Annotated in this window: 20 protein-coding genes; 11 read left to right on the plus strand and 9 right to left on the minus strand. The window is 54.0% G+C overall.

The window, feature by feature from the left end; all coding sequences use genetic code 11:
* The first annotated feature begins 15 nt into the window (after positions 1-15).
* The 5 genes from QA596_11445 to rlmN all read left to right on the plus strand — a co-directional run bounded on the left by QA596_11445 (position 16) and on the right by rlmN (position 5,588).
* A complete protein-coding gene (locus QA596_11445) occupies positions 16-939 on the plus strand; it encodes a sensor histidine kinase (GenBank protein ID MDG5768076.1) in 924 nt (307 codons plus the stop codon).
* Between the two features lie 20 nt (positions 940-959).
* Positions 960-2,534, plus strand: a complete 1,575-nt coding sequence (locus QA596_11450) for a DUF4301 family protein (protein ID MDG5768077.1) — start codon at positions 960-962, stop codon at positions 2,532-2,534.
* A 373-nt stretch (positions 2,535-2,907) separates the two neighbouring features.
* Positions 2,908-3,336, plus strand: a complete 429-nt coding sequence (locus tag QA596_11455) for an OsmC family protein (GenBank protein MDG5768078.1) — start codon at positions 2,908-2,910, stop codon at positions 3,334-3,336.
* A gap of 93 nt (positions 3,337-3,429) precedes the next feature.
* Positions 3,430-4,452, plus strand: coding sequence for a hypothetical protein (locus tag QA596_11460; GenBank protein ID MDG5768079.1), 1,023 nt, complete (start codon positions 3,430-3,432; stop codon positions 4,450-4,452).
* Positions 4,449-5,588, plus strand: coding sequence for a 23S rRNA (adenine(2503)-C(2))-methyltransferase RlmN (rlmN, locus tag QA596_11465; GenBank protein ID MDG5768080.1), 1,140 nt, complete (start codon positions 4,449-4,451; stop codon positions 5,586-5,588). The genes QA596_11460 and rlmN overlap by 4 nt, the downstream gene beginning before the upstream one ends.
* 165 nt (positions 5,589-5,753) lie before the next feature.
* On the opposite strand, the gene QA596_11470 is transcribed toward rlmN, so the two are convergent.
* Both QA596_11470 and QA596_11475 read right to left on the minus strand, forming a co-directional pair.
* The gene (locus QA596_11470; protein MDG5768081.1) at positions 5,754-7,430 is read right to left on the minus strand and encodes a 4Fe-4S dicluster domain-containing protein; all 1,677 of its coding nucleotides are present in this window, start codon (positions 7,428-7,430) and stop codon (positions 5,754-5,756) included.
* A gap of 12 nt (positions 7,431-7,442) precedes the next feature.
* Positions 7,443-8,360, minus strand: coding sequence for a DUF362 domain-containing protein (locus QA596_11475; protein ID MDG5768082.1), 918 nt, complete (start codon positions 8,358-8,360; stop codon positions 7,443-7,445).
* Positions 8,361-8,829: 469 nt separating this feature from the next.
* Between QA596_11475 and larC the strand changes: the two genes are divergently transcribed.
* The 3 genes from larC to larB are packed head-to-tail and all read left to right on the plus strand — an operon-like array spanning position 8,830 to position 11,896.
* On the plus strand, positions 8,830-10,236 hold the full coding sequence (gene larC / locus QA596_11480) for a nickel pincer cofactor biosynthesis protein LarC (GenBank protein ID MDG5768083.1): 1,407 nt from the start codon (positions 8,830-8,832) through the stop codon (positions 10,234-10,236).
* A 2-nt stretch (positions 10,237-10,238) separates the two neighbouring features.
* Positions 10,239-11,096 carry an ATP-dependent sacrificial sulfur transferase LarE gene (larE, locus tag QA596_11485; protein ID MDG5768084.1) on the plus strand — a complete coding sequence of 286 codons (858 nt, stop codon included), beginning with the start codon at positions 10,239-10,241 and terminating at the stop codon, positions 11,094-11,096.
* Between the two features lie 32 nt (positions 11,097-11,128).
* Positions 11,129-11,896, plus strand: coding sequence for a nickel pincer cofactor biosynthesis protein LarB (larB, locus tag QA596_11490; GenBank protein MDG5768085.1), 768 nt, complete (start codon positions 11,129-11,131; stop codon positions 11,894-11,896).
* Here larB and QA596_11495 read toward each other — a convergent pair.
* Both QA596_11495 and QA596_11500 read right to left on the minus strand, forming a co-directional pair.
* Positions 11,890-12,138, minus strand: coding sequence for a hypothetical protein (locus tag QA596_11495; GenBank protein ID MDG5768086.1), 249 nt, complete (start codon positions 12,136-12,138; stop codon positions 11,890-11,892). The two genes, larB and QA596_11495, sit on opposite strands and share 7 nt — an antisense overlap.
* Positions 12,139-12,271: 133 nt before the next feature.
* Positions 12,272-12,631 carry a hypothetical protein gene (locus QA596_11500; GenBank protein ID MDG5768087.1) on the minus strand — a complete coding sequence of 120 codons (360 nt, stop codon included), beginning with the start codon at positions 12,629-12,631 and terminating at the stop codon, positions 12,272-12,274.
* 168 nt (positions 12,632-12,799) lie between these two features.
* Between QA596_11500 and QA596_11505 the strand changes: the two genes are divergently transcribed.
* A complete protein-coding gene (locus tag QA596_11505; GenBank protein MDG5768088.1) occupies positions 12,800-13,798 on the plus strand; it encodes an isoaspartyl peptidase/L-asparaginase in 999 nt (332 codons plus the stop codon).
* A 3-nt stretch (positions 13,799-13,801) separates the two neighbouring features.
* On the opposite strand, the gene QA596_11510 is transcribed toward QA596_11505, so the two are convergent.
* Together QA596_11510 and QA596_11515 are read right to left on the minus strand one after the other, a co-directional pair.
* Positions 13,802-15,313 carry a BCCT family transporter gene (locus tag QA596_11510; GenBank protein ID MDG5768089.1) on the minus strand — a complete coding sequence of 504 codons (1,512 nt, stop codon included), beginning with the start codon at positions 15,311-15,313 and terminating at the stop codon, positions 13,802-13,804.
* 15 nt (positions 15,314-15,328) lie between these two features.
* On the minus strand, positions 15,329-16,153 hold the full coding sequence (locus tag QA596_11515; GenBank protein ID MDG5768090.1) for a universal stress protein: 825 nt from the start codon (positions 16,151-16,153) through the stop codon (positions 15,329-15,331).
* Between the two features lie 507 nt (positions 16,154-16,660).
* On the opposite strand from QA596_11515, the gene QA596_11520 reads away from it, so the two are divergent.
* The gene (locus tag QA596_11520) at positions 16,661-17,986 is read left to right on the plus strand and encodes a hypothetical protein (protein MDG5768091.1); all 1,326 of its coding nucleotides are present in this window, start codon (positions 16,661-16,663) and stop codon (positions 17,984-17,986) included.
* A gap of 25 nt (positions 17,987-18,011) precedes the next feature.
* Here the strand turns inward: QA596_11520 and lepB are convergent, their stop codons facing one another.
* The 3 genes from lepB to lepA all read right to left on the minus strand — a co-directional run bounded on the left by lepB (position 18,012) and on the right by lepA (position 21,694).
* Positions 18,012-19,112 carry a signal peptidase I gene (gene lepB / locus QA596_11525; GenBank protein ID MDG5768092.1) on the minus strand — a complete coding sequence of 367 codons (1,101 nt, stop codon included), beginning with the start codon at positions 19,110-19,112 and terminating at the stop codon, positions 18,012-18,014.
* Positions 19,113-19,173: 61 nt separating this feature from the next.
* Complete coding sequence (locus QA596_11530; protein ID MDG5768093.1) at positions 19,174-19,830, minus strand: hypothetical protein; 657 nt, start codon at positions 19,828-19,830, stop codon at positions 19,174-19,176.
* Positions 19,831-19,897: 67 nt separating this feature from the next.
* Complete coding sequence (gene lepA, locus QA596_11535) at positions 19,898-21,694, minus strand: translation elongation factor 4 (GenBank protein MDG5768094.1); 1,797 nt, start codon at positions 21,692-21,694, stop codon at positions 19,898-19,900.
* A gap of 168 nt (positions 21,695-21,862) precedes the next feature.
* Between lepA and hisG the strand changes: the two genes are divergently transcribed.
* Positions 21,863-22,735 carry an ATP phosphoribosyltransferase gene (hisG, locus tag QA596_11540; GenBank protein ID MDG5768095.1) on the plus strand — a complete coding sequence of 291 codons (873 nt, stop codon included), beginning with the start codon at positions 21,863-21,865 and terminating at the stop codon, positions 22,733-22,735.
* Positions 22,736-22,745 lie beyond the last annotated feature (10 nt).

Consider the following 22,745-nt stretch of genomic DNA (forward strand, 5'->3'; position numbering starts at 1 on the left):
TCATCAATTATCCGGATGGAAAAAGAAATCACACGAGACGTGGATCTGCTCGAAGAGCAGATTATCCTTCTCAACATGCACAGTTTTCTGAATATCATTAATATCCTTCATTCGGAAATTTTGCAGTTGCGGGATCACCTTGATTCAAACACCGCTTTTGACGATTGTCTCCAGGTGATCGGAAACATACGGAAAAGCCTCGGCGGCGACAGCCCGGCTCTGATCACATCCCATCAAATGCAGGAATTTCATGTTTTTGTGGAACAGGAAATTGAGAAGGAACTCGAGCTGATTCGCCATACCGACATCAAGAGCAAGGAGATATACTCCTCGGTTGACAACATACGCTCGCTGTTCCGAATCATTCACATCCGTGTCCGTGAACTGCTTGCCAGATACGATCAACCGGAAACCTGGGCTACACACGACCTCTCACAAATTGAAAAAAGCATTACGACTTTTCTGTCGGCTATCGCAAAAAACAGCAAGGGAAGCTACGATATCGTCTATGATTTGCGGGACAAACGTAAAGGCGACTATCTGGTTACCCTGGACCTGTCCAGTGTGGACAACGAGAAGATCGTTATGCCCTATGTGCTGGCCGATTGCTTTCGCGACCTGATTGCCAACGCCCGCAAATACACTCCTCCCGGCGGGAAAATTGTTTCACGGCTTTCCGACAACGGCCGCCACATCACGATCCAGGTATCGGATAACGGTGCCGGCATACCGGAAGATGAAATTGAGAAAGTGGTGGATTTCGGTTACCGGGCATCCAACGTTTTGGAGAGGAAGACTATGGGAGGTGGATTCGGCCTCAGTAAAGCGTATTTTGTGACCAGGAGTCTGGGTGGCCGGATGTGGATCGAATCGGAGGTCAATTCCGGAACCACCATCACCATGCAGATTCCCAGAAACAACTCGCAAAGAAATTCGTGAACTGATAACCCGATTTCTCAATGGATTCCAAACACGTTTTTACCGATCAGCTGAAACAACAAATCATAGAAAGGGGGATGACCACCAACCAGGTGGAAGGGCAGCTTGACCGGTTCCGTCAGGGGTTTCCGGATCTGCAGCTGGTTCGTTCCGCTGCCATTGATAACGGAATCACACAATTTCCTGACAAGGAGCACCGCACCTATATCGACCGTTTTGAACAGGCGCAAAGCGAAGGTCGGGTCATGAAATTCATTCCGGCATCCGGGGCCGCCTCCCGAATGTTCAAAACCCTTCAGTCGATGCTGAACGCCCCTGAGAAATTGACCCCGGACTATTTCGACAGCCATCCCGATGATGAGGGAGTCTCCTTCACCCGTACTTTTCTGGGTCAACTTGAAAACTTTGCCTTTTTTGAAGACCTGCAGCAGGCGCTGCAGAACAAGGGGCTGGATGCGGTCACATTGAGAGAGCAGGGAGATTATCACACTTTGATCTCCCACGTTCTGGAGGAAAAGGGCCTCGGACTGGCCTCATTGCCCAAGGCGTTGATTCCCTTCCATCGCTATTCCGACCACAGTCGCACCCCGATGGAAGAGCATATCGTTGAAGCGAAAGAGTACACAAAAAAGGCGAACGGCAATGTGCGCATTCACTTCACCATCTCACCCGAGCACGAATCGCTTTTTCATGAGAGGCTGGAGATGGTGCGGGGCCGTTACGAGGCCGACGGCACAAACCTGCTGGTCGAAACCTCCTTTCAAAAGCCGGAAACCGACACCATCGCCGCCCGCCCGGATTTCAAACCGTTCCTGGATGACAGCGGAAAAGCTGTCTTCCGGCCGGGGGGACACGGGGCTTTGCTGGCCAACCTGGAGCAACTGAAGGCCGATATCGTCTTTATCAAAAACATCGACAATATTGTGCCCGACAGACTTCGCGAAACCACCTATCGCTACAAAAAGGTGATCGGCGGATGTCTCATCATTCTGCAGGATGAAATCTTTTCCTTCCTTAACGAGCTGGAGAGCGGTTCGGTTGAACCATCGCACCGCAAGAATATGCTTCATTTTGTGAGGGAAGTGCTCTGCATCGAGCCCCCTGAGGGAATCACCGCGGAGAGCCCCGATACTTCCCGGGTCGACCAATGGCTTTTCGACCGATTGAACCGTCCTTTGCGAGTGTGCGGTATCGTCAGGAACGAAGGGGAGCCGGGAGGCGGACCGTTTTTCGTTCGGGGTAGCGACGGCAGCATCACCCCGCAGGTGGTGGAAGATGCCCAGATCAACCACGATGATCCACGTCAAAAGGAGATCTTTGAATCATCCACACACTTCAACCCCACCGACCTGGTCTGCGGCCTGCGCGATTACAAAGGGCGTCCCTTTGACCTGGAGCCGTTCAGGGATGCGGATACCGGGTTCATCTCCCGGAAATCGCACCAGGGCCGGGAGTTGCTGGCGCTCGAACTGCCCGGACTCTGGAACGGCAGTATGGCCTTTTGGAACACGGTCTTTGTGGAAACCCCTACCGAGACCTTCACCCCGGTCAAGACCGTAAATGACCTGCTCAGAGATGTCCATCAAAGCGAATAGCTTCCGGCAGGTGACCTGCGCGGCACAGGATGGCAGGCCGCCGGCACTCGGTTGCATCCGAAACCTGGCTGTCTACAGCACACCACGACTGCGCCCCGTGCATTTTGCCACTTCCTGCGGAATGCTCCTCGTCCGGTTTACCGGTGATTCCCCGGGCGATGGCTGCAAAACGGGTTGCAGTGCCGTTGCCGTTGAATAATGCTGGCTGTTCCTCCGGAATGAATGACAACCACAGCGTTGTTACTGATTACATCCGGAAAGGCCGGTACAGAGCACTCTCAAAACGGAGGTTGCTTCGGCCTTTCGCTTGAATTCCGGTGGCAGGCCGCAAGGCATACCACCCTCACCAAAAACGATAACAAGGAGTGATTTTATGCCCAAGAGAAAAGCCAACGCCGAATGGAAAGGAAAACTGCCGGAAGGTACGGGAACGCTTGCTTTGGAAAGCGGTGCCTTTCAGGGTTCGTACTCATTCTCGTCCCGCTTCGAAGACGGTGCCGGAACCAACCCCGAAGAACTGATCGCGGCGGCCCATGCCGGATGCTACTCCATGGCCTTGTCCGCCGAGCTTGGAAAAAGCGGATACGAGCCTCAAAGCGTAAAAACGGAAGCAGTCGTTAACCTGGTGAAAGACGGTGACGGGTTTACCATTACCGATATTGAACTGGTGTGCGTTGCCCATATTCCGGGGATCGACGAGGCCACGTTTAACCAGTTTGCCACAGGTGCCAAAGAAAACTGCCCGGTTTCCAGGGTACTGGCGGGAGCGAAAATCAACCTGAAGGCCACACTGAAAAACTGACTTTACCCTGCATCCTGATCTGCGGCAACATCCCCACCGAAACAGCGGGGTTGTTGCCGTTTTTTTGATCCTGCCCGGATCGTAACAGAAATCATGAACACATTACCCGGACATTCTGCGCTTCTCTCGCTGCTTCTGGCTCTGATTGCCGGAATTGCCGCCATGCCCGCGCCCGTCTGCGCAGATGAGCTGGATCATCCCGTCAAACTGCCGGCGCACTTCCAGAACGGACTGATTTTTCTCAAGCCGGTAACCGAGGAGGGCGATACACTCCGCTTTTTTATCGATTCCGCCGACGGTAGTATCATCTATGAGGGAGCCGTAAACCGACTTGGGCTGACAGCCATCAACGCTGTAATCATGGGACGCGAACAACAGGCCGCCTTCCTCCCCCCCTTCGACGAAGACAATTTCATTCCCTCGCCATCGCTCTCCGACGGACTCCTTCCCGTACGGGCCGACGACCGCAAGCCGCCCCACCATGAAGCGATTCTGGAAAATGCCGACGGAATACTCGGCAGCACCTGGTTCGCCCAACGCACCTGGTCCATCGACTACCGCAGGGAGCGAATCTATCTCATCCCCACCGACCAGGATACGGTGTCTGATGCGCTGAACGGGCGTCCGGAGAATTTCGAAGCGGGCACCGCCATCCCCATCTCGTTCCGTGATGAGAACGGTAGCGGCCGATACCACTTTGCAAACCTGCCCGTTATCGTTGCCGGTGATACCCTCTCCATGGTCCTGAAAACCGGCAGCACCATTGTCATTGACGAGGAAGTTCGCGCCGAACTGGATCACCCGGTCTCGTTTTTTCCCGCGGGACTGATAACGGACTCCGTTTTCAACCGGTGGCGGCAGGAGCATCCCGATTGGCGAATTATTGAGAACGCGGATCTCCATTATGGAAGCGACCTGATTGAGGTACCCACTGTCCGGATCGGTTCTCATGAAGCGGGTCCGGTCTATTTTGCCGTTCGGCGCGACGAAGCCTTTGACGACTGGTTTTCCCAATTCACCGCCGATAGTGTGGTTGGAGCGCTGGGCCCGGACGCCTTCCGGGGAGCACGCATTACCATCAGCTATCCCAATGAGCTGATCCTGATTCACGAATGAGAACCGTAGTTTCGATGCCGATTCCAGATAATACCACCCCATCCTCCGGCCGCACCAACCTGTCTGCTTTGAGCCGTGAACAGCTCTCACGGTTCTGCCGGGAACGCGGACTTAAGCGCTATCGCTCCGACCAGATCTTCCAATGGATCCATCATAAGAACGCGGCCTCTTTTGACGAGATGACCAACCTCCCCAAAGCACTGCGGGATGAACTGTCGGAACATGCGGAATTGAAAGGCGCGGTTCGGGCGAGCATCAACCGCTCCAAAGACGGCACCACGAAATGTCTGTTTCGCCTGCATGACGAAAAACTGGTTGAAGCGGTACTGATCCCGGAGTTTTTTGACGACGGCGTAGCTGACCGCCTGACCGTCTGTGTCTCTTCCCAGGTGGGATGTGTTTTCGGATGCAGTTTTTGCGCCACCGGCAAGATGGGCCTCTTCCGCAATCTCACCATCGGTGAAATAACCGGACAGGTGCTCTCCATAAATGCCATTGCGGAGGAAGAATATGGCAAGCGCATCACCAATGTGGTTTATATGGGGATGGGAGAGCCGTTCCACAACTACGCTCCGGTTGTCGAATCAGCCGCCATTTTGTGCGATCCGCTCGGCTTGAATCTGTCGCCGAAACGGATCACCCTGTCGACGGTCGGCCTGACCCGCCAAATCCGGCAGTATGCCGATGAGAATCACGCCTTCAATCTTGCCATCTCTCTGCATGCCGCCGACGATGACAAGCGAAACAGGATCATGCCGATCAACGAGAGCCTGAATCTCAAGGCCCTGCGGGAGTCGCTCGAACACTATCACCGGATCTCGGGCAACGGCGTCACCTACGAGTACCTCCTGTTCGACCGCTTTAACGACACGCCGGACGATGCCCGGAAACTGGCCCGGATTTCGCGCTGGGTTCCATCCAAAGTGAACATCATCATGTACAACGATGTGGAGGGAGTGACGCTTCAACGCGCGAAAGAGGAACGGCTTAACAGTTTCCTGGCCGAACTGAACCGGCTGCGGGTGCGTGCGACAGTCCGTCGAAGCCGCGGGGACGATATTGATGCGGGATGCGGGCAACTGGCCATCAAAGAGCAGGACGGCACCGGCAAGACCATGGCCAAAAACAACGCCTGACACCTCCCTGCCGGCCGCGGCCTCATCTGAAGCACCTCCTCTTTTCCGGCGCAGCACATTTTCGAATCCGTTGCTTTGCCTGTGGGCTCGACTCCCGGTATGCCGGATAATGAACCGACGTGAAACAGTACCCATGCCCGGTACGGCTCAAACCTTCGGATGCCCTCAGAACGGGAAATCCTCCTCCGGCTCCTCGTAATCCAGCTCTTCAAACACGGGCGGGGTGGCTTTGGCATGGACCTGGTTGCCGTCAACATAAATTGCGCGATAGGGTCGGGTCGGACAGATATACTCACATCCACCGCATCCGACACAATGCTCCGGATGAATTTCCGGGAGGGTGAGGCCGTCCTGCCAGGGTACCATGCGCACGGCCTGTGTGGGGCAGTGTTCCGCGCATGCGCCGCAAGCCGTGCCCTCCGCTTTTACCACGCAATTGTCAAGTTCCAGACGAACCACCCCGAGCTGGCTGAGATGCTTCTCCTCCATACCCAGAGGAAGCAGGGCACCGGTCGGACAAATTTCCGTGCAGATCACGCAATCAAAGCTGCAGTAACTGGCGTGGAAATCCATGCGGGGCTGCATCATCCCCGTAAACCCGTGTTCCAGAAACGAGGGCTGCAGCACCCTGGTCGGGCAGGCGCTCACACAGAGCTGGCAGGCTGTGCAGTTATCCCTGAAGTGGTCGAGGCCGACCGATCCCGGGGGTGAGACGGGATGATTTTTCTGTTCGGGGATAGTAGACGGGCGGGTTACCTCAACATCGACCTCATCCCGCCGGTCGTTTGGCTGCGCGGCTTTCGTTGCCGAAACGCTGGATAACGCCGTGCCGCCGGCGAGCCACCCCGAAAGGTGGTAGAGGAACTTGCGCCGGTCGGTACCGCAGTAGTGGACACCGTCACGTGCCGGCCCGACAACGGGAGGTGCCTCCGTGTCATTCCGGGCAACATCCGTCCCTTTCTTCTTACCGGACGAAAACCACTGGTTTTTGTAGTCAATTCCCTGCCGGGAGCAGACCTTCAGACAGTTGAAACATCCCACGCAGCGGCTGAAATCGACCTCGTTATTTTTCAGGTCAATACACTCCGCCTTGCAATTCAGCGAGCACTTGGCGCAGTGGTTGCAAAGATCGTCATCAATTTCGATGCGATACATCGCTTTTTTCGAAAGGAGTCCGAGAAAGCTACCTACCGGGCATACCGTATTACAGTAGAGACGGCCCCTGGTAAACGAAAGCCAGACGACCAATCCGAGCATAAATGCCGGAAACACCAGCGGCGCGGCTGTCATGCGGCGTGTCTCCACATCATACAGCGTGTAGATGTCGTGCGACTGCAAAACCCAGGCCGCCATGTTGTTCATCCAGAAATAGACGGGCCTCACCAGTCCGGAAAATATTTTCCCGAACAGGCTGAACGGATCCAGAAGATTCAGAAGAAAAATACTGCCGGACAAAAACGTGACCACGGTGATTGCCAGCAAACCGTAACGAAGCAAATTCTTCGGAGGTGACGGGCGATAGCGAACACGCCTGCCTCTGATGCGGGTGTACTGTTTAGAAATCCAGGAGACCACATCCTGAAGCACTCCAAGCGGGCAGACCGTGGAGCAGTAAATCCTGCCAAACAGGAGGGTCGCCGCCACCACCACCAGAAAGCCGAGTGTCAGAAAGCTGATCAGATTCAGAAACTTGATCAGCGACGGGACAAACTGAATCCAGGTTATTCCGTTGATCAGGGATGATGAAAACGTGCCGGCAAAATCCAGAAACAGGAAGCCGGTGAATATCAGAAACAGCAGGGAGATGACCACCCGGCCTGCCTTCAGCGCTTTAGCTCGCATAGTGAAACCCTGTCAAATGCGCAATCTGCTGATATTCAGATTTTCCAGATCCAGGGTTCCGATCCCCATTTCCTGGCCGATACGGATGTGGCCGACTTCCCCGGGCTGAAGACCGAACAGCAGGCTTGAGGCCGCGTCGGCGGCGACCACGTCGGTGGAAATCACCTGCGCCTCCATGGTCACGACATCCTCCACGGAAGTGCCTCTGGGTCCGTTTCGCATCATAACCCGATAGGCATCCACAATATTGAGGTCCGGTTTGCGATAGGTGGCATAGTCGGTGATGCACTGATGGAGGTCGTTGCGGTGGTAGTACACACGATCCCAGACATTGCCCATCATGTTCTTCATGGCAACGCTGAGCGAGGCCCCGCCATGGTGCTTCAGCACCGGAACATTGATATAGACATCCGAATCCTGAAGCAGCTCATGCTCTTTGGTGCTGGTAAGGCGCTTTCCCCTGGGAATTTCGACCTCCCTGTAAAACCGTTCGGCATTGGCCGGCACCATTTGTCCGCCGGCTTCGGTCACCGCCTTTTCGATACCGCTTCGGGAATAGCATTCTCGCCAGTTGTCGAGGGTGTGATCAAATACCCGCACCCGGCTGGCCCCGGCCTCCAGGCAATGCTTGACGATCCGGCCAACCAGTTCCGGATTGGTATTGGCGGCCCTTTCCGGCGGCAGATCGAAGCTGGCATTGGGTTTTATGACCACCGATTGACCCGGCTGTACAAATTTTTCCATCCCGCCTAATGCCGCAATTCCGCGTTCGAACATTTCCGCAGCTCCGCCGCCACGAATGGCAACAAGGTCATACGGCAGACCGTTGGAGTCGGAGGCCAGTGCCGTCGCGTGCTTTCCGATACCTGCGGATGTGCCCAGAAATACTCCGGCGCCAATGGTTTTAAGAATAAAATCTCTTCGTTTCATAATAATGTGGTTTAAACTGCCGGGGTGTAATGTGCTGAAACAATGGTTGCTTTTGGAATGGTCGACGTTTCGGATGTTTCCGGAACCGGCCCCTGGTCGCAGGCAGGTATCTGAACTGCGAGGCTGGATTGCCGGCTGCGGCCCGACGAAGCCGAGTTTCCGGGTTTTCCAAATGTTCTGTTTTGCGGGTCGGTGATTCAGTATTCCTGGTGAACCCCGTTGCCGGTGACCCGGCCCGTCCTGCAACGGTTTTTCTAAATAATTAATGACAGCGATCTGCTGCCGATTCAGAGTATAATATTTTGTATAATCAATACTTTCTGCATGTAATAGCATATAACGAAATCTTCAATTTTTCAACCTCTAAATAGCGCAGCAATCATACTGCTCTTATCCCCTGACAGGCACGAGCATAAGCGGCCGGCTTGCGTTGAGGACTTAAATATCGGTACAGGAAGACACCAAGATTATGAAAGTACTTTATTATGACTGTTTCGCGGGTATCTCCGGCGACATGCACCTGGGTGCGATGATTGATGCCGGGGTGGATCCGGATCACCTCATCAACGAACTGAAGAAACTGCCTCTGAGCGGCTATCGGCTTAATATCTGCCGGGATCAGCGCAAAAGTATTGAAGGTACCCGGGTAGATGTGGTACTGGATGGCCCACTTAACGCCGGGAACGGGGACAGTGTTGATGGCAACGAGGGACATAATCACGGCCACCACGACCATGATCACAACCATGGGCACAGCGGCCATCATCATCATGACCACAGCCATGACCACGATCACTCCCATGATCATCATCACGGCGACACTCACGGACACAGCCACGATGACACTCACGGACACTCTGCCCACGGACATGATCACGGCGACCATCATCATCACCCGCATCGCAACCTTGCCGATATCCGCGAAATCGTACACAGCAGCGAACTGCCCGAAGCGACAAAAAAACGTGCCATGAGCATGTTTCTGCTTATAGCCGAAGCGGAAGCGAAAATCCACGGGGTCTCCATCGATGAGATTCACTTTCACGAAGTCGGAGCCGTAGACTCGATAGTGGACATTACCGGGGCTGCCATATGCCTGGAGTATCTGAAACCGGACCGCATACTGAGCTCCACCGTCGAATTAGGCAGCGGCATGGTGCGTTGCGCCCATGGCATCATGCCTGTCCCCGCGCCGGCGACATCGGAGATTCTGAAGAACATCCCCGTGCGAACCGGCACGGCCCGGCACGAGGCCACCACTCCTACCGGCGCCGCGATCCTTGCCGCCAATGTGAATGCGTTCACCGATACTCTGGCTTTCACACCTCATCGCACCGCATATGGTATTGGTCAGCGCGACACCAACATCCCCAACATCCTGAGGATTCATATCGGCGAAATGGAGGAAGCGGACGATACCGGGCTGCTGCACATGATCGAATGCAACATCGACGACATGAACCCGGAGTTCCACGATCATGTGATGGAGAAATTGTTCAAAACCGGAGCACGTGACGTATATCTGACTCCGGTCATAATGAAGAAAAGCCGTCCGGCTGTAGTTCTGAGCGTACTGTGTGATGCCGCCCTGCAGGAAGAGATCACCGAAACCCTGCTCCTTCACACAACCACTCTGGGTGTCAGGAATTACCCGGTCTCGCGCGTCACACTCGACAGGGAAATCACCAGAATCAGCACTTCCCTGGGGGATGTGACCATCAAGCAAACGTGGCACAAAGGCCGGCTCCTGAAATGGAAGCCGGAATACGAGGACTGTAAAATATTGGCGGACAAGCATGAAATCCCCCTTCGCGAGGTCTGCCGTATCGTGGAAGCGGAAGCCGCTCAGCAATTGGAAACAAAAGCAGGGAAATAATTATGGCCATCGACCAACCGACTCAAAACGGGCGCAGCACATCCGAAAAGTACGCCGATCTATTGGAAATCCTGCGCAATTGCGGAAAAACCGCAGTCGCCTTTTCCGGAGGGGTTGACAGTACGTTCCTGCTGGCCGCTGCCGGTGAGGCGCCAACCGAAAAGCTGGTCGCCCTCACCATGAAACAGCCCTATTTCCAGCAGCGTGAACTGGAAGAAGCCGCTGCCTTTGTGAAGGACTTCGGGGTGGAACACCGTGTGATCGAGGCACCGGTCGATCCCCGCATCATGGAAAATCCACCGAACCGGTGTTATCTCTGCAAGACAGCGACATTTAAGAAATTTCGCAAGGAGCTCGATTACATGGGGTTCGACACGCTGCTGGACGGGACCAATGCCGATGACACCCACGAATACCGGCCGGGCCTTCAGGCCATTGAGGAACAGCGGGTACGGAGTCCGTTGATGGAGGCGGGCCTGACCAAAAACGACATCCGTCTGCTTTCCAGGGAAATGGGGCTGCCGATCTGGGACAAACCCTCCAATACGTGCCTGGTCACCCGCATCCCGTACAATACGAAAGTACTCAACGAGGATCTGCGTCAGATTGAAGAGGCCGAGTTCTATCTCAAAGAGAAAGGATTCCTTGTTGTGCGTGTCAGGAAGCACGGCGACCTTGCCCGGATTGAGGTGGAGCCCGAACTGATTGCCCGCCTTGCCAAACCGGAAATCATGAATGCGACGGTAGCCTATTTCAAGAAACTCGGCTTCCGCCATGTGTCACTTGACCTGGAGGGATACATGACAGGCAGCATGGACAAAGCCATTCTTGAAACATCACAAACCGGCGCTGCCCGGTAACCTGCAACACGACCCGGCCAGGAAAAACCATCATGAACAGAAAAACACTGGAAACACTGCTCAACAGCGTCAGAAAAGGAGAAGTTAAGATAGAAGACGCGATTGAAAAAATCTCTGATCTGCCTTTCAGGGAACTGGGCTATGCCAAAATTGACCATCACCGGGAACTGCGCACAGGCTATCCCGAAATTGTCTTTGGTCAGGGTAAAACCAGGGAGCAAATCGCCGGTATCGTCCGTTCACTGCACACATCGGGCAGCAACGTTTTGGTAACGCGCACCGGTCCCGAACCGCATCAGGATATCCTGGAGTTCTGCGCCCATGCGGAATATCACCCCGAGGCACGCTGCATCACCATCCGCAACCGCGATCCTCAACTCACCGAAACCACTATTGGCGTTATTACTGCGGGAACCTCCGATATCCCCGTAGCCGAGGAAGCCGCGGTGACCGCCGAGATTTTTGACAACCGGGTGCATCGAATTTATGATGTCGGTGTAGCCGGTATTCACCGGCTGTTTGAAAGGCTCGACACCATCCGGCAGGCGCGTGTTTTGATTGTGATTGCGGGCATGGAGGGCGCGCTGCCAAGTGTGGTCGGCGGACTGGTAGACAAACCTGTAATCGCCGTGCCGACCAGCATTGGATATGGAGCAAATTTCGGCGGCATATCGGCCTTGCTGGGCATGCTTACCAGCTGTGCCAGCGGCATCAGCGTCGTCAACATCGATAACGGTTTCGGAGCCGCTTACCAAGCCTCGATGATCAACAGTATCGGCACACGCGGCAGCCGTCAGTAACTGCTGTGCTGTGAGGCGTCCCTGCTCATCTCATACTTGAGATAGACCTCCTTGCCCAGCCAAACGATCGCGGCAAAAGGCACAACGACAAACAGAACCCCGAGCAGGATTTTGGATTTTCTTTGATATGGGGCCCTGGAAAGCGCCGCCATGGACGCAGCCCACAAGAAGATAAGGAGAAGTGACAGCATCGCAGGGAGAATAAACTCCATGGTGCCGTAGTGATGATGTAATAATACCATGAGAAGTTAATTTACGTACAGATTCTTTTCGGTAATAAAACACTTTTCAGGGAGAAAACGAAATGGGAACAATCCACGACATCCGATATACCCCAACTGAAGGCACATATTTACACATTAATCACGAATCAGATTAAATCCGCACAAAAAGGGAACGCCGTTTCTTCTTCGTCACGTTGCGGGTTTTGTGTCCTTTACCATCGGTATCCTCCACCAGCACCACGTCCCCCGTCCCAAAGCGTCTTGTCTCACCCAGGCTTGTCGTAATTTCAATCTCACCATCCAGCAGAATGATAAACTGCCTGGCCGGCGCATTATGAAAATCCCAGTCGTAGTCAGCGGCGTTTTCACGGAACTGCAGACTTTCGACATCAAACTCCTGTGAAAGATACCCGATCATGCCCTGGTCATGCAGCGGCACCGGCACCTCTTCAAAACGGGTATCCCCTTGCTCATCCGAATACAATCTGGTGTAGTGCATCCTTTTCTCCATTCACATTTGTTGGTTTAATTCCGTTTCTTAACGGAGACATGTCAACGGAAAACAAGCAAACCTGCCATGAACGTTTCCAGCAGATACTTTCTCCTGTGCTGTGCCCTTTTTACCGCCGCCGGACTCCTTCCTTTAATCGGATGCAGCTCTGAAAATCCAGAACCAGCCATGAAATCGATCGATCAAAAAGAGTACGCCATCGCCCTGCATGCCGGAGCCGGTGTGATCTCACGCGACATCGATTCCGATGTCCGTGACGGTTACCTTGCTTCGCTGGAAGAGGCACTGATCATCGGCCGTGACCTCCTCTCCAACGGAGCTTCCAGCCTGGATGCCGTCGAAACGGTCATCCGATACCTGGAAGACGACGAGCGTTTCAATGCGGGACGAGGGGCCGTTTTTACAAGCGAAGGAAAGCACGAACTGGACGCCTCCATTATGTCGGGGGCGGATCTGGATGCCGGTGCGGTAACTGGCGTGCGAACGGTGCGAAATCCTATCTCACTGGCGCGTAAGGTTATGGAAGAGAGCCGCCACGTCATGTTTGCCGGCGACGGAGCCGAGCAGTTCGCCGATCAAACCGGACTTGAACGGGTTGAAAACAGCTTTTTCAGCACCGAACGGCGCCGGCAGCAGCTGGAACGTGCACAGGAGCAGGCCGAAGTATGGCTGGATCACAGCGACGAGAAACAAGACGCGCGGGCTTCCGAAACCACATCGTCCTCTGCCAGGGGTAAAGCCGGTAACGCCGGCGATGGACGCTACAGCACGGTTGGCGTGGCTGCACTGGACCGCGACGGCAACCTGGCTGCAGGCACATCCACAGGGGGCATGACCAACAAGATGCCCGGCCGGATCGGCGACTCTCCCGTTATTGCCGCCGGAACCTATGCCGACAATAACTCCTGCGCGGTATCCGCCACCGGGCACGGCGAAAAATTCATTCGCAATGCGGTGGCCTATCAAATTTGCGCCATCATGGAATACCGGGGAGCCACCCTTGAAGAGGCCGCTCGGACCGTCATCCACGGTAAACTGGATGAAGGCGACGGCGGGATTATCGCCGTGGACAGGTTTGGAAACATTTCGATGGAATTCAGTTCTCCCGGGATGTTCCGCGGAGCCGCCGATTCCGAAGGCCGGTTTGAAGTCGCCATCTGGAATTAACCGCTACCTGTCTGTCCGGAAGCCTTCCACCCTGACTTCATACTGCAATCCTCTCAACAGGCCAAGGCTCATCAGCAGCATGATAACCGTAAACGGCAATGCGGCCGTGATCGCCATTTTCTGAAGAGCTTCCAGTCCGCCGGCATAGAGCAGCACTGCGGCTGTTCCGGAGATTACCAGGCCCCAGGTCAGTTTCTTATAAGTGGGCGGATGGAGTTTTCCACCGGAAGTCATCATGGAAAGCACAAAGGTTGCGGAGTCGGCCGAGGTGATAAAAAACACCGACAGGAGCAGTATCGTGATGAGGCTCAGAAGGTGTGTAAGCGGGAAATGTTCGTAAAGCAGAAAAAGGCCGACCGAAACGTCTCCGGCTATACTTTCCGCGATACCGGCCTGGTGTGTGAGTTCAAGATCAAATGCCGCACCTCCGAACGCGCTGAACCAGACAAAAGTGAGTAGCACAGGCACAACCAGGGCCCCGGCAACAAACTCACTGATGGTCCGGCCACGCGAAATACTGGCCACAAAGAGACCAACAAACGGTGCCCAGGCAATCCACCAGGCCCAGTAGAAAAGCGTCCAGGACTGTGTCCATTCATAGCCGCGGAACGGATTGGTCGACAAACTCATGCTCAAAAAATTGGTGGCGAAATCGGCTGTGGTCTGCGTAAAAATATTGAGGATGTAGACGGTGGGGCCCATCACCACCATAAACGCCAGCAGGGCGATGGCCAGCACTATGTTGGTCTTGCTCAGAATCTGGATGCCCTTGTCGACGCCCGTCATGGTAGAGATCAGGAAAAAAACGGTAACCACAGCAATCACAACGAGGGTGGCGGTAAAACCGGCTTCAAACCGAAACACTTCGCCGAGTCCCGATGTAATCTGCATTGCCCCGAGTCCAAGTGAAGTGACAATACCAAAGATGGTCGCAAATACTCCGAGTATATCGATCAGGTAGCCGATCGGACCGTAGATCCGGTTTCCGATCAGCGGGTAAAAACAGCTTGATATCAGAGGCGGCATCCCGCGGCGAAATGAAAAATAGGCGATACACAGACTCATGGTAATGTAGATGGCCCACGGCTGAATTCCCCAGTGAAAAAAGCTGTACTGCATGGCAAAACGCGCTGCTTCACCCGATTCCTGGCGGATATGTTCCGGTGGATTCAGATAGTGACTCATTGGCTCAGCCACTCCCCAGAAAATCAGGCCGATTCCCATTCCGGCCGCGAAAAGCATACTGAACCAGCCGAAATAGGAAAATTGCGGCTTTTCATGCTGTTGCCCCAGCTTGAAGCTGCCGTATTTGCTGAGTGCCAGGTAGAGATTGAACAGCAGAAACAGCAGCGCTGCAACCATATACCCCCAGCCAAACAGTTCCAGAATCTGCCCATGCACAAAGGTGGCAAATGCGAACAGATGGTCAGGCAGAAAGATCCCCGGTATGGCAAATACCAGAACCATAAACAGGGAAATCACGAAAACGAGATTATTTTTGAGCCGTTCCATCATATCACTTGTATCGGGTTATATACCGGAGGGTGGTTCGGCGACGATCAGCAAGGAACTGTTCACCCGGTGGGGAAGAGATTCGGCGTTGGATCCAAGAATATTGTCAAGTGGCTTCTTTTTTTCATTGCGACCGACAATGACAAGGCCGGCGTCGCTGCTTTTGGCGACACGCGCAATCTTGCGGCGGATGGATCCTGTAGCCAGTTCCGTTCGGGAAGATTTGAATCCGCCGTGGCAGGCTTCGGCCAGCCGCTCCATCTTGATCCGCATCTCCCGCTCTCTTTTGGCATCTGTTTCAGGATCAGGCGCGCGATCCCTGACATGCAGAAATTTCAGATGACTTCCCGGCCAGGGAGCACGCTTCAGCAGGGGTAGTACCTTTTTGTCGGCCTCCTTGCAATCGGTGGCATACAGGACAACCGACAGCCCGGAGTCGCCGCCGGAATATCTTCGGCTTTTGTGGATCAGCGTTGTAAAACTGCACATTCGCAGTATGTCGATATCCGGACTACTCAGAATCGCACGTTTAATCACATTTTTTCTCTTCCAGGGAATAGCGATGTAGTCGGCCTCCTCTTCGACAGCCAACCGGCACACGTTGGAAGCGATCCCGCCGCTTCCCGTAGCGGTGCTTACCCGGAAATCATGACGCTTAAACAGCTCCTCGAGCTGTGCCAGGGCATGATGCACGTTTGAATCCGGTTCCGCCCCTCCGACGCCCTCAACAATGTGGCAGAAACAGACAGTGTCGGTTCCCAGAAGGCCCAGGTATTCCGCCATCTCTTCCATCCTGGCCTCCGGCTCTTTCAAACTAACTGGTATGAAGGCTTTTTTGAGCATGCGCCGGGCTTTCGTTTGGTTGCAACTGCATCACGGACCTTGCCGATGTTGAAAAGTAGCAGTTTCCGATGGAAAGACCATACCCTGATCGCCATGAAACTCAGCTCATAATCGATATCGGTTCTCTGGCTCTCTATACTCCCGTCCCGGGGCAGGATCGGCCGGTGGAAGAACCCTCTTTTTATAAGCTTTTACATTAAGCTTTCCTTATATTCACTGGCACTGTTTTTGTATGCAATTCGTTGCATAAGTGACAGAAGGCGCAAAAAAATTTTCGTTACCGGGTCTTGTTGTGGCTGGATGATTTGGCTGCCGGCCATATGATAAGCGAATGAACGGCCCTGGTCTGCACCGGGTGTACATTGTCAGGCGCCACGAAATAACAGGGCCTCTCCCGTATTATTAGAAGCAATTGCAACGTATGGCATTACACCAGCGGAGCGATACAGATCCAATTCCGGTACAGAGCACATGAGTTTTTTGATATCCTTACAGCATACTGCACTAATGACCGTTTCAACAATCCAGACTGTTTCAAAACACCTGCCTGCCGTTGTGGCCGCAATCATTATCCTGGGCCTGGCATGCAACGATAATGCCCGTGCACATACGCCACTTTCGAATGCCTCGGCCGAGAAACCTGCGCGGACATTGTCATCGTTTGAAGTAAAACCATCCCTGTACCTTGACTGTCAGCAGTGCGACTACAACTACATCCGGGAGCACATCCGCTTTGTCAATTACGTGAGGGATCGCCAGCAAGCGGATATTCATGTGTTTATCACAACCACCCCCACCGGCGACGGTGGACGGCAGTACGAGTTTTCCTTCATCGGAAGAGGTACATACAGCGATATTCGCTTTGATTTCACCCGGCTTACCGGGCGGGACATGACAGACAGCCAAATTCGTGAGCACGTAAAACAGGCCATCGAAATGGGGCTTGCGCCATTCATGATTCAAACTCCCATCGGTGACCGGTTTGATTTGCAGTTCCATGGCGTTGATGAAGACCTTTTTCCGGATATTGCCGTTGATGACCCCTGGAACCACTGGGTATTTGAAATTTATGCAGGCCGCTTCCAGCTTCAGCTGGAGAGTCAGCAGAAAAATTTTGACTCCCGATGGGGAGTTTGGGCGGATCGCGTGACCGATGACTGGAAGTTTCGCATCCGGCCCTATTTCAACTATCACTACGAGGAGATTGACCGGGAAGACGAGGAGAAAGCCGTCAGCCACCGCCACCGGCACGGACTGGACACCTATGCCATTAAAAGCATAACGGACCACTGGTCCATTGGCCTCTTCGGCGACTACCTGACCCGCAAAGACCGGAATACGAAACACCGCATCCGTATAACCCCCGGTATCGAATACAGCATTTTTCCGTACGACGAGGCCACTCGCAGGTCGATTACCCTGAGATATCTTGCGGGATATACCTATATCGACTATTACGAACCGACCATCTTCGACAAAACGGAGCAGCAGTTGCTGAACCAGCGCGTGGAGATCCGGAGTCAGTATACACAGCCCTGGGGAAACATCAATCTGGGTGTGATCGGCTCACACTATTTCCACGATTTCGATTTCCGAAGGCTTGATACCTATCTGCGGCTCTCCATTCGACTGACCGAAGGCCTTTCCCTGAGTTTTCAGACCGATTACAACATTGTCCAGGACCAGCTCACGCTGCGGGCGGGCGAACAGAATCTTGAAGATATCCTGCTTGCACAGCAGGAAATGGCTACCGATTACTATCTGAGGGGGTTGATTGCCATCTCCTACACCTTCGGTTCCGATTTCGCAAATATCGTAAACACCCGGTTTTGACAGGCAGGTGCCGACCCGGGCCGAATCAGTTGATCCGGTTCAGCATGCGCCGCACCCGTGGCAGGAACCGTTCTCGATCCCAGGAGAAGTATATTACCCAGGCTCTGCCGACAATGTGGTCATCCGGGACAAATCCCCAGAAACGGCTGTCTTCACTGTTGTCGCGGCTGTCGCCGACCATGAAGTAGTAGTCCTGGCGGATGGTGTACTGATCGGTGGTATCTCCGTTGATGATAAACAGGTTCTGATCTCTTGAAACCGTGTTGCGCTCATACCGGGTGACAATATCCTCGTAGAGGTGCCAGTTCTCATCAGTCAGGATAACCTGCTGTCCTTCAAACGGGATGATGATATCCGGCAGGTTGTGGTAGTTCCCCGAAAAGCCGGAGGCGAAGGTGAACGGCTGTCGTGCGTAATCATTAAAACTTTCGGGCAGCACAAGCGGCTGAACCGAGGCGATTTCGGGCCATTCCGCCATGGCATCGGCAACATCGGCGGTCATGTTGATTCGATAGCGATCCCCGGACGACTGCAGAACCTGTCCACCGGCATTCCGGACTTTGCTTGGGCTAAGCCTCAGTCGCTGACGCACCTGCACGTCATAGTGCTGCTCGAACGTATCCAGGTGTTCTTCAGGCTGGCTGTTGATGTGGATCACCTTGTCGCGAATACTCAGCGTATCTCCGGCTATACCGACGGTCCGCTTGATGTAATTTGTTTTCTGGGAGATGGCCTCGTCCTCAATGGGGTAATTGAAGACCAGAATATCACCTCGGCGCACACTCATGAACCCCGGCATGCGGAACCAGGGGAGCTCCAGGCCACGGATATAGATGCCGGTAAACGGGATGCCGACGGTCATGGGACTTCGGGCGCCGTAATGCAGTTTGGAGACCAGAAGGAAATCGCCGGTCAGCAGTGTCGACTCCATCGACGGGGTGGGGATGCGGAACGCCTCCAGAAACAGAGCCCGGATAATCAATGCTGCGACAGCGGCAAACAGGATAGCGTCCAGCCACTCCCGGGCCCAGGATTTCGCGTTTTTAGCCTCTTCCCTGGATTTCCTGTCCAGAGCCCGGCGGCTTTCTTTTCGCCTGGTATTTTTCTCTTCTTTCTTTCCGGCCAAAGCAGTTTCAATTAATACGTTAAGGGGGACAGTTCAGGATCGCTGTATAATACGGCGCTTTTTATTTCAATTCCGCAGGCCGGGCAACCTTTTCGTTGAAAAACGAACCGTCGCGATAGCCGGCACGATACCACTGCTGCTCATTCAGCTCATAATAATGGTCTTCATATTCTCCCAGTTCGGGCACATTCAACAGCGTTCGTGTCAGTGTCCGCTTCACTTCGGGCATCAGATCCACGTATCGGCTGGCTCCGGCAAAAACCAGCCCCCTTCCGAAAGGCCCGTCAATATCCAGCACCATCATCGGTATGTCACCGTCGATAATAAACCAGTACTCAAACTGAATATAATGTCCGGGGCGGAATCCGCTTTCGCCCATGAGATGCTTGAGCTTCTGTGTCGGGTCGCCATAGGCTTTCTGAAGGCGGGCTCTCAATTCCCGGGTGGGTATCCGGTCGATGGCGGTACCGGCCTCAAAACCCGCGCCGGTCCACTGCACATCCCGGAAGCGGCGTTCAAAACGGACTCGGTCGCCGGTTTCCACTTTCACGATTTCCGGTTCCGCCAGCAGATCGCGAGGCTGCTCATCGCCATATCCGCCGGCATCGGGTGATACTATGGCTGTATAACCGGATTCCGGGGCAGAACGGTGTGCTGCCGGCAGACGTTCACCGCCGGTCCATGCCGTTCCTGCAGACGGCAGGAAAAGCAGCGGCATCAGCAACAGCAGGAGACATGCCGATGGCTTGTCCACTGTCCGGCCCCTACACGATATCGTCCAGAAATCAGTCATTGTCCATCGATAGCACAACGAGGAATGCCTCCTGGGGGATTTCAACGGATCCCACCTGCTTCATCCTCTTCTTGCCTTCCTTCTGCTTTTCAAGCAGTTTACGTTTTCGGGTGATGTCGCCGCCATAGCACTTGGCAGTTACGTCCTTACGCAATGCCCTTACCGTATCACGAGCTATGATTTTCGCACCGATGGCCGCCTGGATAATCACTTCATACATCTGCCGGGGGATGAGTTTTTTGAGTTTGCCGCACAAACGCCTGCCCCATTCATAGGCTTTGTCCCGATGAACAATGCAGGATAGGGCATCGACAGGATCGCCATTCAGCAGTATGTCGAGCTTGACAAGCTGGCCCGGCCGGTTGCCGATCAGATCATAATCCAGCGAGGCGTATCCCCTGGTCTGACTTTTCAGCCTGTCGTAAAAATCAAACACGATTTCGGCCAGCGGAAGCTCGTAAGTGATATCCACCCGTTTGGTATCAAGGTACATCGTATTGACAAACACGCCCCGCTTATCCTGGCAGAGTTTCATCACCTGACCGATGTAGTCGGACGGGGTAATTATTTGCGCCTTGATATACGGCTCAAGTACCCTGTTTATTTTGCCGGGCGGAGGCATGTCTGTGGGATTGTCCACCACGACCTCCTTTCCGTCGGTGGTTTCAACGATATACTCCACGTTCGGAACGGTGGTTATGATATCCATGTCGAACTCCCGGTCCAGGCGCTCCTGAATAATCTCCATGTGGAGCATACCCAAAAAACCGGCACGAAAACCGAAACCCAGGGCGGCGGAGGTCTCGGGAACGTATTGCAGCGAAGCGTCATTGAGCTGCAGCTTCTCAAGGGCCGTGCGAAGGCTTTCAAAATCCTCGCTGTTGGTGGGATAGAGCCCGCTGAATACCTTGGGTTTGACTTCCTTGTAGCCGGGGATCTGTTCCTTGGCCATGTTGGCATGCTTGGTGACCGTATCCCCCACTTTGGTATCTTCCAGCGATTTGACACTGCCGATGATGTATCCCACCTCACCGGCCGAAAGCGTCTTTCCCGGCACGGGCTTGATGGTCAGATAGCCGATTTCATCGGCCTCATAATCCTTGCCGGTTGCCATAAAACGGATTTTTTCGCCCTGCTGGAGGGTGCCGTCCAGGAGCCTGACATACACCACCGAACCCCGGTAGGTATTGAAAACGGAATCGAATATCAGCGCCCTCAACGGCTTTTCGGGATCACCCTCGGGGGGCGGAACTCTCTTTACAATCTCCTCAAGCAGTGCATCCACCCCTTCGCCCGTTTTTCCGGATACCGGGATGATCTCCTCGCGTTGGCATCCGATCAGATCCATCACCTGCTGGGCCGCGCTTTCCACATCCGATCCGGGCAGATCAATCTTGTTGAGTACCGGGATGATCTCCAGATTCTGGTCAATGGCCTGGTAAAGGTTGGATATGGTTTGCGCTTCGACGCCCTGGGTGGCGTCCACAATCAGCAGTGCGCCTTCGCATGCTTTCAGTGCCCTGGAAACTTCATAGGCGAAATCCACATGGCCCGGCGTGTCGATCAGGTTAAAATGGTACAACGCGCCGTCCATCGCCTTGTAGTCCATACGAATAGCATGACTCTTGATCGTGATACCCCGCTCACGTTCCAGGTCCATATCATCCAGTATCTGTTCCTGCATCTCCCGCTCTGTGATGGTGCCGGTCCTTTCCAGGAGCCGGTCAGCCAGCGTGGATTTCCCATGATCAATGTGAGCGATGATGCAAAAATTTCGGATGTTCTTCATCTGAGGCTAATTAATTCTGTATGGTGATAAGCTTTATAAAATACGAAATATCCCTGCCAATCGTAACCAAATCCTGCATATGGTGGCACGAAAAACAATAAAAACATGTAAATTTCACCGGTCATATTTTTATCTTTGCCCGTAATCCTGAACCCAACCCCACAAATTTTGGAGCAAAACAATTCTTCGCTGCGAATCGCCATTCAAAAAGGCGGGCGGCTTTCCGAAAAAACACTGCTGCTGCTGGAAAACATCGGCCTGGAGTTCGACAACTACAAAAACCGAATACTGGTACCCTGCAGGAACTACGATGTGGAGCTGCTGCTTATCCGCGATGATGACATACCGGAATATGTCCAGGACGGAATCTGTGAACTGGGCTTTGTAGGACATAATGTCTGGGCGGAGAGCAAAGCGGATGTCACGCCGCTCCGTGGACTCGGTTTCGGGAAGTGCAGGCTCTCTGTCGCCGTGCCAAAGAACGGCGGGTTTTCCGCATTGAAGGATCTGAACGGACGCCGGATTGCCACCAGTTATCCGGTACTCACCCGCGAGCATTTTGAAAAGCAGGGTCTCTCCATAAAAACCATTGAAATCTCGGGAGCGGTTGAAATCGCCCCGACGCTCGATGTCGCCGATGCGATTTCCGATATCGTTTCGACCGGCGGAACTCTCAAAACAAACGGGCTGATCGAACTGGAAACCATCCTCGAAAGCGAGGCCGAGTTGATTCGAACCAACCGGCCGATTGCCGATCACAAACAGGAGCTTATTCAGAAGTTCCTGATGCGAATGGAGGCCCGTCAGAAAGCCGAGAAAAGCCGTTATATTATGATGAACGCTCCTGCCGACGCGTCCGATCAGATTTGCAGCATTATCCCCTCGCTGAAGAGTCCGACCGTACTGCCGCTTGCGGAAGAGAATATGGTCGCCATCCACTCGGTCATACCCATCCATCGGTTCTGGGAAGTGATGGAAGAGCTTAAAGCGGCCGGTGCCTCCGGTATCGTCATTCTTCCGATAGAAAACATGATCGTATAACTCCGGATCC

The organism is Balneolales bacterium ANBcel1, from assembly GCA_029688905.1.
Taxonomy (GTDB): domain Bacteria; phylum Bacteroidota; class Rhodothermia; order Balneolales; family Natronogracilivirgulaceae; genus SLLW01.